The organism is Mycobacterium sp. 852002-51163_SCH5372311, assembly GCF_001667115.1.
Taxonomy (GTDB): Bacteria; Actinomycetota; Actinomycetes; order Mycobacteriales; family Mycobacteriaceae; genus Mycobacterium.
In genome coordinates, this window is record NZ_LZIJ01000041.1 from 30,147 (window position 1) to 44,526 (window position 14,380).

Consider the following 14,380-nt stretch of genomic DNA (forward strand, 5'->3'; position numbering starts at 1 on the left):
CTCTGCGGTGGCGACGCGGTCCGCATCGACGGACCGGGGTGAGCCGCTAGCGGAACACCCCGGGCAGGCTCAGCGTGGACAGCGTGTCATCCGCCAGCGGATTGTCGTTGACCATGTACGTCCACGTCGAGGTCGGTCGCGCCAGCTTGGACAGATCCAGCCCCGGCTCCTCTTCGAGCACATTCGCGGTCTCGAAGGTCTGCTGCGCCGCCTCGATCGCGTCGGCGGCCAGCGAGGCGAACGCGTCGACCGCCAACCGGTGAAACTCGTCCAGCGGATTCTGGCGGCCCAGTGCACGCAAATGGATGCTTTCCCGGATGTCGGCGAGATATGCCAGATGATCGGCCCAGCCGCGGTCCAAGTGATACAGCATGATCAGTCGGCAGATCTTTTCCAGACGTTCCTCGGCCTCGTCCTCGGGCATCGCCTCGGCCAGCTCCTCGTACCGCTTCGGAGCCAGCTCGGCCAGTTCCTCGCGCGCAGTCACCGTGCGCAGCAACGTGTTTCGCCGTTCCACGATGATGGCGCGCTGCTGGGCGATCAGCTGGTTGTAGCGCCAGGTGTTGGCGTGGACGTCCAGCATCCGGCCCTCCGCGACCCGCTGGGCATGGTCGAGCATCCCGGCCGCCTTCGGGCTGACGATGCGGCCGTCCTCATCAGTCTCCATGGGCAGCTTGTTGTAGTCGAGGTTGGCCGCGACCACGTCGTCTTCCCAACTCGAGAAGAACACCGAGGACCCCGGATCGCCCTGACGTCCCGCCCGGCCGCGCAACTGATTGTCCAGCCGCTGGGTGTGATGCCGGCCGGTCCCGACCACGTGCAGACCGCCGAGTTCGGCGACCCGGTCGTGGTCGGACTCGTCGGAGCCGCCGAGCCGGATGTCGGTGCCGCGCCCGGCCATCTGGGTGGACACCGTGACCGCGCCGAATTTCCCGGCCTCGGCGATGACCTGCGCCTCCTCGGCGTCGTTCTTGGCGTTGAGCACCACCGCGGGAACGCCGCGGCGCAGCAACCGTTCGTGCAGCTCTTCGGATTCGGCGACGTCGCGAGTGCCGACCAGCACGGGCTGCCCCGTCTCGTGCACCTCGGCGATGTGGTCGATGATCGCGTCGTTCTTTGCCGCTGCGGTGATGTAGACCCGGTCGGACTCGTCCTCGCGGATGTTGGGGGTGTTCGGCGGTATCGGCGAGACGCCGAGCTTGTAGAACTGGCGCAGCTGTTCGCCGGCAGCCAGTGCGGTGCCCGTCATGCCGCAGACGGTGGCGTAGCGGTTGATCAACGCCTGCACCGTGATGGTGTCGAGCACCTCGCCGGTCTCGGTGGTCTCGATGCCCTCCTTGGCCTCGACGGCAGCCTGCAGGCCGTCCGGCCAGCGCTGCAGCTGCGCGATGCGGCCGCGGGACGCGTTGATCAGGTGCACGGCGTCGTCGCGGACGATGTAGTGCACGTCGCGTTGCAGCAGCACGTGCGCGTGGAGAGCGACGTTGACCTCGGTCAGGGTGGTCCCGACGTGTTCCTCGGAATACAGGTCGATCCCGCCCAGAGCCTTCTCGACCTTGCGGGCGCCGCTCTCGGTCAGATGAACGTTGCGATTGTCGGAGTCGGTGTCGTAATCCGTCTCCGCGGACAGGTTGCCCACCAGCTTGATGATCTCCACGCGTGGGGTCTCCCGGTGGGTGGTGCCGGCCAGCACGAGCGGCACCAGCGCCTCGTCAACCAGCACCGAGTCGGCTTCGTCGATAAGCGCCACGTCCGGATTGGGCGATACCAGGTCTTCGACGTCGGTCACCAGCTGATCGCGAAGCACATCGAAGCCGATTTCGTTCACCGAGGCGTAGGTGATCTCGCAACCGTAGGCGGTCCGCCGCTCCTCGCTCGTCGACTCCCCGGTGATCCACCCGACGGTCAGTCCCATGGCCTCCAGCAGCGGGCCCATCCACTCCGCGTCGCGGCGGGCCAGATAGTCGTTGATGGTCACGACGTGCACGTGTCGTCCGGCGAGGGCGTAGCCCGCGGCCGCGATCGCGCCGGCCAGGGTCTTGCCCTCACCGGTGGCCATCTCGATCACGTCGCCGGCGAGCATCCGCAGGGCACCGAGCAACTGCACGTCAAATGGTCGCAGGCCGGTCGCCCGCTCGGCCGCTTCCCGGGCGATGGCGAGAAACTGCGGGATGTCGTGGGATTCCGCGAGATCGTCGAGATTCAGCAGCCCCGCCGCTTTGCGTAGTTGCTCGTCTTTGAGGTCGGCGGCTTCCTCGTCGTATTCGGCGGAGGCGTTCACCTCGGCGAGGGAGCGGTTTCTGTTCTTCTCCGTGCTGGCGCCGAGCAGCCGCCAGAATCGGCTGCTGACTCTGCCAGGTTGGCTTTGGGTGGTCTTCGGCACAGGTCAACGGTACGCGAGCGGCCGACTCCCACCGCGAGCGTGCGCGTTTGTCCGGGACACGCCGGGGACGGGCGTACATTTGTGCACGCTCGGCCTCATGTTGGGGCTGCTAGGCCAAGTTGGACCGGCGTGGATAGGCGACCGCGGGGTCGGTGAGCACGTTGACGACGGCGGGCAGGCCACTGGCAAACGCCCGTTCCAGTGCCGGCCGAAGCTCGGCGGGCGCTGACACCAGCTCCCCATGGCCGCCCAGTGCGCGCACCACCTCGTCGTACCGGGTGCCGGGCCGCAGCTCGGCCACCACCGAATAGCCGTACAACGCCTCCATCGGGTGCTTCTCCAGGGCCCAGATGCCGTTGTTGCCGATCACCGATACGACCGGCACGTTGTGCCGGACCAGGGTGTCCCATTCCATGCCGCTGAACCCGAACGCGCCGTCGCCCTGCAGGAGCACGACCTGCCGGTCCGGACGGGCCAATTTGGCCGCCAGCGCGTAGCCCGGGCCGGACCCCAGGCAGCCGAAAGGTCCGCTGTCCAGCCAGCATCCGGGCTGATAGCTGTCGATCACCCGGCCGGCGTAGGACCCGAAGTCGCCGGCGTCGATGACGACAACGGCGTCGCGGTCCAGCATCGGGGCCAACTCGGCATACACCCGCATCGGGTGCAGCGGGATCCGGTCGTCGGCGAGCTCGGTCTTCTCGCGATCGCGCGCCGCGGTCTCCGTGGCACGCAGCTCGGCGATCCAGTCCTGATGGTCAGCGCCGTGCTCCCCGGAAAGCGCCGACAGGATCGTCGTCAGATCCCCGTACAGGCCTGCCGCGATTGGCCGCGGATGTTCGCGCCCAGGCTCGACACGGTCTGCCACGACGATCTGGGTTTCTGCCCCGAACACGCCCCCGAACCCCAGCCGGAAGTCCATCGGCACGCCGACGACCAGCGCGACGTCCGCCCCGCCCAGTGCCTTTCCGCGCGCCCGCGAGAAGGCCAGCGGGTGATCGGCGGGAACGACACCCCGGGCCATCCCGTTCATCAGCACCGGAATCTGGCGTTCCTCGGCGAGGCGCAGCAGGGCTGCCTCCGCGCGCCCCCACCAGACGTTCGTCCCGGCCATGATCACCGGGCGCTGGGCCGCCGAAAGCAGGCTCGCAGCGCGGTCCACGGCTTGCGGATCGGGTGGCGCCGCCGCGGCCAAATCGGAGAGTGCGCCGGGGCTGCCATCGTCGTCGGCCATCGAGAAGACGTGATCCATCGGGAAGTCGACGAATCCCACGCCGGAGGGGGCGGTGACCGCCGCGTGCAGCGCTTCGTCGACGAGCCGGCCCGCCGCCTCGGCCGACTCGGCGGTGGCGGCGAACCGGGTCAGCGGCGCCACAAACGGCACGTGGTCGATCTCCTGCAACGAGCCCATCCCCCAGCGCAGAGCGGGTGCGCGGCCGCCCAGCACCACCAGCGGCGACTGGTTCTGCTGTGCGGCGGCCATCGCACTCATCCCGTTGGTGACGCCCGGTCCCGCGGTGAGCGCCGCCACCCCGGGCACCCTGGTGACCTTCGACCAGCCCTCGGCGGCGAACGTCGCCGTCTGCTCGTGGCGGGTGTCGATCAGGCGAATGCCTTCGTCGCGGCAACCGTCGTAGATGGAGAACAGATGACCGCCCGACAGGGTGAACATCGTGTCGATACCGTTGGCGCGCAGTCGGCGGGCGATGAGCCGGCCGGCGTGGACGGTTTGACTGGGCGGAGCGTCGGTGCTCATGTCCGCAGCCTATCCGTCGCGCTCGGGTACCTTCGCGGGGAAGTAAGCCCGGCAGATGCCTGGCAGCAAGGAGACGTCATAGATGGACCACAGGCTCTTCAAGCCGTCCATTGACTGGTCCGCGGCAATTCCGGAATCCCTCACCTGGCTCGCCATCGCCTGGCTGATCAGCGCCGTCTGTGTCGTGGCCGTATTGGCCGTCCTGAGGTATTCGACGGTGTGGGGCCGGCAGTTCTGGCGTATCAGCGGTGACTACTTCACCGGACGGCGTGCCCTGCGAGTCTGGGCGATGCTCGGTGTGTTGTTGCTGTTGGTCCTGCTGTCGGTGTATCTCGACGTGTTGCTCAGCTTCTTCTACAACGACATGTACTCCTCGTTGCAGACAGCGTTTGAAGGCGACGCAATGGGCGACGCAAAGGTATTTCGATCTGGCAGGGATGGCTTTTACAGCTCGCTGTTGCATTTCAGCGCGCTGGCCGCCATATACATCGCCAAGATCCTTCTCGACATCTATCTGACTCAGCGATTCATCATCGCCTGGCGCATGTGGCTGACCCGGCGCCTCACCGACGATTGGCTGGAAGGAAAGGCCTACTACCGGGATCTGTTCATCGACGAGCCCATCGACAATCCCGATCAACGCATCCAGCAGGACATCGACGTCTTCACCGCCGGCGCCGGCGGCACCCCGAACATCCCGCGTAACAGCGCCCAGGACATCTTGCTGTTCGGCGCTGTCCACGCAGTCGCGTCGGTGATCTCGTTCGCCGCAATTTTGTGGAGGCTTTCCGGGCCTCTGCTTGGGGTGCCGCGCGCGATGTTCTGGATTGTGCTGGTCTTTGTGTTGGTGGCGACCGTGATCGCGTTCTGGCTCGGGCGTCCCTTGATTTGGCTCAGCTTCAGCAACGAACGGCTCAACGCCGCGTTCCGTTACGCGCTGGTGCGGCTACGCGACGCGGCCGAAGCGGTCGGTTTCTACCGAGGTGAGCGGGTCGAGCGAGCGCAGTTGTGGCGGCGATTCACGCCGATCATCGACAACTACCGCAGGTACGTTCGGCGGACCATCGCGTTCGAAGGGTGGAACTGGTCGATGTCGCAAGTGATCGTCCCGCTGCCGTGGATAGTCCAGGCGCCACGACTGTTCGCGCATCAGATCAAATTCGGCGATGTCGTGCAGACCGCGTCCGTGTTCGGCCATATCCACGATTCGCTGTCGTTCTTCCGTAATCAATACGACAAATTCGCGGCCTATCGCGCGGCGATCATACGACTGAACGGGCTGGTGGAGGCGAACGAATCCGGACGCGCCCTACCGGCGATCCTGGTCAAGCCGAGCCGAGACGTGGCCGTCGAGCTCGCGGGTGTCGAGGTGCGCACGCCGGCCGGAGACCGGCTGATCGACCCGCTCGACGTCGAGCTGGACGCTGGCTCGTCGCTGGTGATCATCGGTCAGTCAGGGTCCGGGAAGACCACCCTGTTGCGCAGCCTGGCCGAATTGTGGCCGTATGCCTCGGGGACACTGTCTTGCCCCGCCGGCGAGAACGCGACGATGTTCTTGTCGCAATTGCCCTATGTGCCGCTGGGGACGCTGCGCACCGTCGTGTGTTATCCGAATTCACCCGACGACATTCCCGACCACACATTGCGGGAAACGCTGACAAAGGTCGCACTTGCGCCGCTCTGCGGCCGGCTGGACGAAGAGCGCGATTGGGCCAAGGTGCTCTCCCCAGGCGAACAGCAACGCATTGCCTTCGCCCGAATACTGCTCACCAAACCGAAAGCGGTCTTCCTCGACGAAAGCACGTCGGCGCTTGATGAAGGACTGGAATTCGCGCTCTACCAGATGCTTCGCACCGAATTGCCGGACTGCGTTGTGGTCAGCGTCAGCCATCGGCGTGCCGTCGAATTGCTGCACGAACGTCAGCTGGAGTTGCTCGGCGACGGCCCATGGCGGCTGGGTCCAGTCGAGCGGGAGCCGGCGCAGGTGTAGCCGTATTCGAGCCTGCGGTCATGGCGCCGACCCTGCGCCTACGGCCGGGTTCCCCAAGGTTTTGCCGCCCTGGCCGCAGTCTCGATCAGCGGGTGGCGGCGTGAGCTCCCGCGCGGCGGCCGAAGAAGGAACCCTCACCCAGTTGGGTGCCGCTCGCATACCCCTTGCCGTCCTGTGCGAGGTTGGACGCGCATGCGCCCACCGCGTACAGCCCGGGGATCACGCTGCCGTCGGCGCGCCGCACCTGGCCGTCGAGGGTGACTGCGAGGCCGCCGACGGTGAATCCGGAATACATTGCCCGACCAAGCGAGAGATCGAACACGGCCCACGGGCCATTGTCTTGTGGCGCAAGGAATTCCGGCTGCTTGTGGAAATCCGGATCCTCGCCCTTGGCGGCGAACTCGTTGTAGCGTTCCAGCGTTGCCGCCAGGTTGCCGGCCGGAATGCCCAGCGCGGCTTCCATTTCAGCGATCGTCTCGTAGCCGTCGAGGAACCGGATCAGTGGCATGCCGGGCATCTCGGTGTGCGCTTCGTCGACGATCAGGTATGCGGTTTGGTCCGGCTGTTCCAGCACGAACGCCGAGGTACGCGAATGGTAGGAGTCCTCGGCGACGAAGCGTTTGCCCTCGTTGTTGACGATCACCCCGGTCAGCAGGATTTCCGGTGGGTAGGCGGCCGCGGTGATGAACAACTCGTCCATGTGTTCGGTGGCACCACCCGCCGAGACACCCATCCGGATGCCAATGCCGTCGTCGTTCGGGTTACCAAGGATGTAAGGCGCCACGAGGCCGTGGTGTTTGGTGCGCCGCGGCTGACCCAGCGCCGGGGTGTGCTCGGCGACCATGTCCGGGTTCATCGCGAAACCGCCGGCCGCGATGACCACCGCTTTGGCCTTCACCGCGCCGGTTTCGGTGAAGTGCTTCCATGCCGCGCCGACCACGGCACCCCCCTCGTCGAGGATCAGATTGGTCGCCCCGGTCTCGTAGCGGATCTGTACTCCCAACGCATCGGCGCGTTTCACCAGCAGGTCGATAACCATGGCCGCGCCACCCAACTCACCGGGCACCGGCACCGAGTGCCCACGCGGCGCGGGTATGGCCTGCTCGCAGAAGGGCCACACCTTTTCGTTACCGGTATAGCTCAGGCCCTCGGTGCCCGGCGGCACCACCACTTTGCCCGGAAAGTAACTGCGCTCGAACTGGAAACCCAGGTCTTCCAGCCAGTTGAAATGCTCGACGCTGCCCTCGCAGTACGCCCGAATCTTGGCATGGTCGGGCTTACGCGACACGGCGACCAGGTACTTGTACATCTCCTCAGGTGAGTCCGGGTGTCCCGTCGCCTGCTGGACCGCTGTCCCACCGCCCAGGTAGAAGTGCCCTCCGGCAAGGGAAGTGGTGCCGCCGGCCGCCGCGGCGCGCTCGAGGACCAGCACCCTCGCGCCGGCGGCGGCCGCGCTGACCGCCGCGCAGCCGCCGCCGATGCCGAAGCCGATCACCAGCACATCGACGTCGTCCGACCAGGACGTCACCGTGTCCGCTTTGACCGTCGCCGGAATCTCGGTGCTCATCGGCGCCACTCCTCTCCATCGCTGCTGCGCTCGGCATCGTCGCCGGCACTGCTCATCGCTGCTCCTGTTTTATGTAGTCGTAGAACGCTCTCATCTCCGTTGAGATATGGGCGATCTCGATGAACGGCACTCCGGCCTGGGGCGCTGACACGTAGCCGAAGCGGATTCCACCGGGCATCACACCCTGCTGGACAACCGGCGCGCCATTGGCCGCCGCTGCCACCAGTGTCGCGTCGAATTGCTCGGGGCTTTCGGCTTCCACGCAGATGTGGTGCAGACCCGGCCCGTGATCGCGCAAAAAGTCACTATAGATGTTCTCGCCGCGGACCGGTGAGATCAGCTCCAACTGCATGTCGCCGAGATAGCTCAGCGAGATGCTGGCGACGAAGTCCGCGGGCTCGCCGTGGTAGGTGCAGCTGTCCGGACCGAAATGGACGTCCGGGATGCGCACCCACTTCCTTACGCCTAACAGGCCGGTGAGGGCCATTTCAGTGGCGTCAAGGTCGGTGGTGACCCACGCAATCTGCGTCGGCGATTGAACAGGAAGGCTCATCGTCTCGCAGGATAACCCAGCGCTGAGAAAGCCCATAGCACGCCAACGCGGCCTGAACTACCTTTGCCGAGGTCAGCACCGAACGCACCGCTGAAGGCCGGGTGAACACGTTCTAATTCCGGCTACAAGGCACGTCAATGCTGGGCCAGCACGTCCACCAGCAGCTGTACTTGCGTGTCGAATACCGACTCGGGGTCGGTGAGGGTGTCGGCGCCGTACTGGCCGAAGACCTCCAGGCTGATCGCGCCCACCACTGCCGCCCAGAGCAGAAAGCATTTGGCAATGACATGATCGTCGCCCGGAAAGCCGAATTCTTGTCGCAGACGCTCGAAGTCTGACGACATCGGTTGCGAGACAACGTCATTGGTCAGCCGGACGTCCCCGGTCGCTATCCCCGCGGCAATTGCGTCGAAGAACGCCCCGACGACGCGGGTACCGACGCCGACCGTGCGTTCGGCTGGCGCGTGATAGCCGGGCACGGGGCTGCCGTAGAGCAGGGCCCAGCGCGCAGGATGCGCGAGGGCCCATCGGCGAGCCGCCCGCGCGATAGCGATAACGTCCTCGCTCCACAGGTCGGGTACGCCCTCGCGGGCTTGGTCGACGGCGTCGGCCAAATCCGAATAGGCGTCAACGAGCAACAAAGTCAGCAACTCGTCTCGGCTGGATACATACCGGTACACGGCCGAGGACACCATTCCCAAGTCGCGGGCTATGGCGCGCAGCGACAACCCGGCAGCGCCATGGTCGATCAGGTGCCGACGGCCGAGTTCGACGATTCTGCCCTCGATCTGCTCCCGCGATTCCTGACGTTTGCCCACCTGGCCAGTCTCGCATAATCGAGATCACCGCTCTTGCTTTTCCCGCTGGCCTGTGGCACGGTGACCACAGAAGAGAGCAGTGCTCTCGATTGCCGATCACTCTGGAGAGGACTGCCCCATGCCCACTCGATACGACCAACCCAACCGCACCGTCCGAGCCGCCAACACAGTAGTCCGCTGGCTCGCCGAACTGGGGATAAGCATCGCCGGAACCCAGGCGCTGCGCGTCCGCGGCCGCAAGACCGGCAAACAACGCGGCGTGGTGGTCAACTTGCTGTCCGTCGACGGTGTGGACTATGTCGTCTCACCACGGGGCAACACGCAATGGGCGCGCAACGTCCGGGCCGCAGGTGTCGTCGAAGTGGGACCACGCTGGCCACTATTCTCGACAAGCGCACGCGCCGGCATCAGCGAGGTGCCCGACGACGCGAAACCCGAACTGCTCAGGCGCTATCTGGCCAGGTGGTACTGGCAGGTCAAGGATTACGTGCTGGGGTTGACCCCAGAATCCGGCGACGACGAGTTGCGCGCTGCAGCACCATCCATACCGGTATTCGCCCTGCACCCGGCCACCCGCTGACCTCGATGGCGGCTATCCCGCGCCGGCGAGGTCCGCGTTGGCCTGCTCGGAGATGTTGCGCCAGGACACGGCGGCCGGCAAATCTCCCCACACGCTGTTGAAGATTCCGACGATCTGGGCGCTGCCCCCGTTGGACACGTACACCGGCCCACCCGAATCGCCCTTCTGGCTGACGACGCCGTGGGACATGGTGAACCAGCCGTTGTTTACGCTTTCGACGGTTCCGCAGGTTTCACCGGTGGTGACCCCGAAATGGCAGATCGCCTGGCCGGGCGCGACCGGGGCTCCCCTGCCTTCCAGCGGGCGACCGCCGGGCAGGACGTTGCTCACCGCGACGTTGTCGGCTAGCACAATCGCCTCGTAGTCGGTGATCATCTGGTCGGTGGCGACCGTCGTGCCGGTAGGTGTGTTGTCTCGGAAGGCTGCCATATGCCCGATGACATTGTTGGCCCAATCAGTGACCACGCCCCCGCCCCGGCAATGGCCGGCGGTGTAGGCGATTCTGCGGCCCGGGTCGACGTAACCCAGCGTGCACAGTTTGCTGTCCTGATGGATCTCCATGCCGGGGAACACTGCCGGCGGGTCCGCGCTGGCCGTCCCGGGTAGCAGCCCGGCCAGCACTACCGACACCGCGCTCGCGGCCGACCCGCGCATTGCCCAGCGACGCACCATCGCACTCCGCTCCGTCGGGGCCGGCGAATGACGCCGGCCGCAGATCGAGGTTGTGACCTTGAGGTTGGGACCCCCCTCTCCCTAGCTTTTCGCGCCGGCCACTGCGAGCGTTACCCGGATTTGGCCAACGCCCCCGCGTCGTCGGCCTGTCGCGCCGCGCGTGGCTCCCAGCCGGGCGGGCCGAAGACATAGCCCAGGCGATCGCGAAGCCGGGTGGCCGACCGCCAGTCGCGGGCGATAGCCATGTACTCGCGCGTCTGCAACTTCCAGATGTTGAAGGTGTCGACCTGCTTGGTCAGACCGTAATGCGGGCGGAACACCTCAGGCTGGAAGGTTCCGAACAATCGGTCCCAGATGATCAGGATGCCGCCGTAATTCTTGTCCAGGTACAGCTTGTCCATCCCGTGGTGCACCCGGTGATGCGACGGCGTGTTGAACAGGAATTCGAAGGGCCGTGGCAACTTGCCGATTCGCTCGGTGTGCACCCAGAACTGGTAGATCAAGTTCAGCGACCAGCTGAAGTACACCATCCACGGGGGAAGCCCGAGCAGCGGCAACGGGATCCACATCACGACCTCGCCACTGTTGTTCCACTTCTGCCGCAACGCGGTGGCCAGGTTGAAGTATTCGCTGGAGTGGTGGGCCTGATGCGTGGCCCAGATCAGCCGAACCCGGTGCGCGATGCGGTGGTAGCCGTAGTAGAGCAAGTCGACGCCGACGACCGCGATGACCCACGTGTACCACTGGGTTGGCGAGAGGTGCCAGGGCGCGACGTACGCATAGATCGCCGCGTAGCCGAGCAGAGCCAGCGCCTTCCAGGCGGCGGAAGTGGCCACCGAAACCAAGCCCATGGAGATGCTTGCCATGGAATCGCGGGCCAGGTAGGCGCCGGTCGCCGGGCGTGCGAGCGCTGGGTCCGCTATCTCCTCGGGCCGTTCCGCAGCGATGCGTGCGAGCTTGCGGGCCGCCGTCCACTCCAGAATCAGCAGCAACAGAAAGAAGGGGATGGCGAAGAGCACCGGGTCCCGCATTTGCTCGGGTAGCCCGAACCAGAATCCGGCCAGCGCGTCCACAGCACCTAGATTACGGCGCGCCGCTCTTAGCAGCTGAGCGCCTACGGATCCCGGCGTGTGGGTACAGACTGTTCGTGATGAGATCGACGAACCACGGGATGCTCAACAGAGGCTTCACCCAGCGACTGCTTCGCGCCACGGGAGTGCGCAATCGGCTCTTTCCGGCCGCAAAGCTGGACTATTGGGCGGCCCACCCGCGGTTGCCCTATGCCGGCCAACCGTCCAAGCGCGTCCTGAAGAAGGTCGATGTCACTCGGGAAGCCATCAACAACCGTTTGCTGTATCAGGTCACCCCGCGCCTGGCCGATGGTGCAGCCCCTGCGGGTCACGTGCTCTATCTGCACGGCGGGGCTTACGTGCTCGACCTGATGCCGCATTTCCATTGGCCCGCTATCGCCAAGTTGTCGAACATGTTGCGGCGCAAGATGACTGTGCCGATCTATCCCATTGCTCCTGAGCACACCTACCGCGAGGTATTTCCGTTCCTGCTGCAGGTGTATCGCCGCATGCTGGACGGCGCTGAGCCGAGTTCGATTGCCTTCATGGGTGATTCGGCGGGCGGCGGTATGGCTTTCGCGTTGTGCCATGCCGTGCGCGACGCGGGTCTCCCCCCGCCCAGCGATGCCGTGTTGCTGTCCCCCTGGATGCATGTCGGACTGCCGGACCCCGACGTGCCGGCCGTCGCCAAGATCGACCCGTTTCTCAACCTGGATGACATGCGCGCCGCGGGCATCCGCTACGCCGGTGGCGACCCGTTGGACACTCCCCTGGTCAGCCCCAGCGTGGGACCGCTGGTCGAGCTGCCGCGCTTGACGATATTCACCGGAACCCATGACGTGCTCAACCCCGACGCCCGGGCCTTTCGCAAGCGAGCGGCAAACGAAGGTCTCGATATCGGCTGGCACGAACTCGACGGAGGCCTGCACGCGTGGATGATGCTGCCGGGTCGCGAGGCGGCGGTCGCGCTGGAGCAGGTCCGTCAGGTGTTGAGCCATTGACCGACGTGATAGTGATTGGCTCCGGGTTCGCCGGCCTGTGGGCGGCGCTAGGGGCTGCCCGGCGTGTTGACGAGCTGGCCGTCCCGACGGGCACGGTCGACATTACTGTGCTGAGCGCCAAGCCATTCCACGACATTCGGGTCCGCAACTACGAAGCCGATCTGAGCGCCTGTCGCATTCCGCTCACCGATGTGCTCGACCCCGCCGGAATTGGGCACGTCGCCACCGAGGTGACCGCGATCGACACGGAAGCGCGCACGGTTGCGACGTCGGACGGCACTACCTACCGCTACGACCGGCTGGTTCTCGCCGCGGGCAGCCACGTGCTCAAGCCCGGCATTCCGGGTCTGCGTGACTTCGGTTTTGACGTCGACACCTACGACGGCGCCGTCGCGTTGGATCGTCACCTGCGCAGGCTGGCCGACGGGCCGCCCACTGCCGGGTCTGCGACGGTGGTCGTGGTCGGAGCCGGTCTGACCGGAATCGAAGTGGCCTGCGAATTGCCGGGCCGGCTGCGGACGACGTTCGCTCGCAATGGCGTCTCGCCCAGGGTGGTGCTGGTCGACCACAATGTCGTCGGCTCGGATATGGGCGCGTCGGCACGGCCGGTGATCGAACGGGCGTTGTCGGACAACGGTATCGAGACCAGGGCCGGTGTGCGCGTCACCGCCGTCGGCCAAGACAGTGTGTCGCTGTCAACTGGTGAGCAGATCCCGACGGCCACCGTGGTGTGGTGTGCCGGCATGCGGGCCAGTCCGCTGACCGAACAGCTGCCGGTGGCCCGCGACCGGCTGGGACGCGTGCAGGTCGACGATCATTTGCGGGTGATCGGTATTCCCTCGGTGTTCGCCGCAGGTGACGTGGCCGTCGCCCGCATGGACGACCAGCACGTCTCGGTGATGTCGTGCCAGCACGGGCGCCCGATGGGCCGCTACGCGGGCTACAACGTGATCAGCGACTTATTCGGCGAGCCGCTGCTGACACTTCGGATCCCTTGGTACGTAACGGTTCTCGATCTTGGACCGGCCGGCGCGGTGTACACCGAGGGCTGGGATCGGGCAGTGGTTGCCCAAGGAGCTCAGGCCAAGACGACCAAACAGACCATCAACACAAAGCGGATCTATCCACCGCTGACCGGAAACCGCGCCGACCTGCTGGCCGCGGCAGCACCCGATCTGCAGGCCCGACCGTAAGGCGTTTACTCGGCCTGCGCCTGCTCGCCGGCGTACCAGTGCACCGCATAGACGCCGGGCTGAAGGGACAGTTCGGCAACCAGACGTTCGAGTCGGGCGGGCGTATGGCCGTCCATCAGCAGGTGTGCGGTCAAGGTGAGGTTGTCGTCGTCGGCCCGCCCGGTGTGGATGCCGCGCAGAATGATGTCGTTGCTGGCGGTGTGCTGCACGATATGGGCGCGCGCGTACTTCGCGGATTTGGGGCGACAGATCACCTGGACCTGGTAGGGCTGCAGGCCTTCGTCTTCTTCGACGCTGTTGTCGTGGTCGATCAGGCGGCCCAGCGGGCGCCCGAACAAATGGATGGCCACCACGGCGCCGGTGGCGATCAACGCGAACAGCAGATGCCCCGAGGCGGCCAGCACCCCGACTGCTGCCGAGCACCACAGCGTGGCGGCGGTATTGAGTCCGCGCACGTTGAATCCCTCGCGCAGGATCACCCCGCCGCCGAGGAACCCGATCCCGGAAACCACGTAGGACGCGACCCGGGTGGCGCTGGTGTCGTCGGTGACGACGGAGTACAGCACGAACAAGGTGGCGCCCGTGGCCACCAGTGCGTTGGTGCGCAGTCCAGCCATCCGCGCTCGCCATTGCCGCTCTAGGCCGATGAGGGCGCCGCAGCCCACCCCGACGGCCAGCCGGAGCGCGAAATCGGCGATGGTCAGCGTGTGCATGACGCTGCACTTCCTTCCGATCCAAGACGGCGACGGCAGCTAAGCAGATGCGAGTTAACACTAAGTGGAGTCGAGGCGAACCGGCGG

Annotated in this window: 12 protein-coding genes; 4 read left to right on the forward strand and 8 right to left on the reverse strand. The window is 65.9% G+C overall.

What is annotated here, in order from left to right; translation table 11 throughout:
- Window positions 1–46 precede the first annotated feature (46 nt).
- A complete protein-coding gene (gene secA2 / locus A5791_RS05300; protein WP_067232269.1) occupies window positions 47–2,383 on the reverse strand; it encodes an accessory Sec system translocase SecA2 in 2,337 nt (778 codons plus the stop codon).
- A gap of 109 nt (window positions 2,384–2,492) precedes the next feature.
- Entirely contained in the window at window positions 2,493–4,136 is a 1,644-nt protein-coding gene (locus A5791_RS05305) for an acetolactate synthase (RefSeq protein WP_067232273.1), read from the reverse strand.
- Between the two features lie 82 nt (window positions 4,137–4,218).
- Here A5791_RS05305 and A5791_RS05310 point away from each other — a divergent pair, with 82 nt between their 5' ends.
- Window positions 4,219–6,126: an ABC transporter ATP-binding protein/permease gene (locus A5791_RS05310; RefSeq protein ID WP_067232277.1), complete on the forward strand. Its 1,908-nt coding sequence runs from the start codon at window positions 4,219–4,221 to the stop codon at window positions 6,124–6,126.
- Window positions 6,127–6,211: 85 nt separating this feature from the next.
- Here the strand turns inward: A5791_RS05310 and A5791_RS05315 are convergent, their stop codons facing one another.
- The 3 genes from A5791_RS05315 to A5791_RS05325 all read right to left on the reverse strand — a co-directional run bounded on the left by A5791_RS05315 (window position 6,212) and on the right by A5791_RS05325 (window position 9,064).
- Window positions 6,212–7,693 carry an FAD-binding protein gene (locus A5791_RS05315; RefSeq protein WP_067232280.1) on the reverse strand — a complete coding sequence of 494 codons (1,482 nt, stop codon included), beginning with the start codon at window positions 7,691–7,693 and terminating at the stop codon, window positions 6,212–6,214.
- Between the two features lie 52 nt (window positions 7,694–7,745).
- Window positions 7,746–8,246 carry a VOC family protein gene (locus A5791_RS05320; RefSeq protein ID WP_067232369.1) on the reverse strand — a complete coding sequence of 167 codons (501 nt, stop codon included), beginning with the start codon at window positions 8,244–8,246 and terminating at the stop codon, window positions 7,746–7,748.
- A gap of 134 nt (window positions 8,247–8,380) precedes the next feature.
- On the reverse strand, window positions 8,381–9,064 hold the full coding sequence (locus A5791_RS05325; protein WP_067232283.1) for a TetR/AcrR family transcriptional regulator: 684 nt from the start codon (window positions 9,062–9,064) through the stop codon (window positions 8,381–8,383).
- A gap of 118 nt (window positions 9,065–9,182) precedes the next feature.
- On the opposite strand from A5791_RS05325, the gene A5791_RS05330 reads away from it, so the two are divergent.
- A complete protein-coding gene (locus A5791_RS05330; RefSeq protein ID WP_067232286.1) occupies window positions 9,183–9,644 on the forward strand; it encodes a nitroreductase/quinone reductase family protein in 462 nt (153 codons plus the stop codon).
- A gap of 12 nt (window positions 9,645–9,656) precedes the next feature.
- Here A5791_RS05330 and A5791_RS05335 read toward each other — a convergent pair whose 3' ends face one another.
- Complete coding sequence (locus A5791_RS05335; protein WP_067232290.1) at window positions 9,657–10,316, reverse strand: hypothetical protein; 660 nt, start codon at window positions 10,314–10,316, stop codon at window positions 9,657–9,659.
- A gap of 110 nt (window positions 10,317–10,426) precedes the next feature.
- Window positions 10,427–11,389 (reverse strand): sterol desaturase family protein, encoded by a 963-nt coding sequence (locus A5791_RS05340; RefSeq protein ID WP_067232293.1) that lies wholly within the window; start codon window positions 11,387–11,389, stop codon window positions 10,427–10,429.
- Window positions 11,390–11,466: 77 nt separating this feature from the next.
- Here A5791_RS05340 and A5791_RS25815 point away from each other — a divergent pair, with 77 nt between their 5' ends.
- Window positions 11,467–12,387, forward strand: coding sequence for an alpha/beta hydrolase fold domain-containing protein (locus A5791_RS25815; protein ID WP_082966756.1), 921 nt, complete (start codon window positions 11,467–11,469; stop codon window positions 12,385–12,387).
- The gene (locus A5791_RS05355) at window positions 12,384–13,580 is read left to right on the forward strand and encodes an NAD(P)/FAD-dependent oxidoreductase (protein ID WP_067232296.1); all 1,197 of its coding nucleotides are present in this window, start codon (window positions 12,384–12,386) and stop codon (window positions 13,578–13,580) included. Before A5791_RS25815 ends, A5791_RS05355 begins: the two co-directional genes overlap by 4 nt.
- Before the next feature lie 5 nt (window positions 13,581–13,585).
- Here A5791_RS05355 and A5791_RS05360 read toward each other — a convergent pair whose 3' ends face one another.
- Complete coding sequence (locus A5791_RS05360; RefSeq protein ID WP_067232300.1) at window positions 13,586–14,293, reverse strand: MgtC/SapB family protein; 708 nt, start codon at window positions 14,291–14,293, stop codon at window positions 13,586–13,588.
- Window positions 14,294–14,380 lie beyond the last annotated feature (87 nt).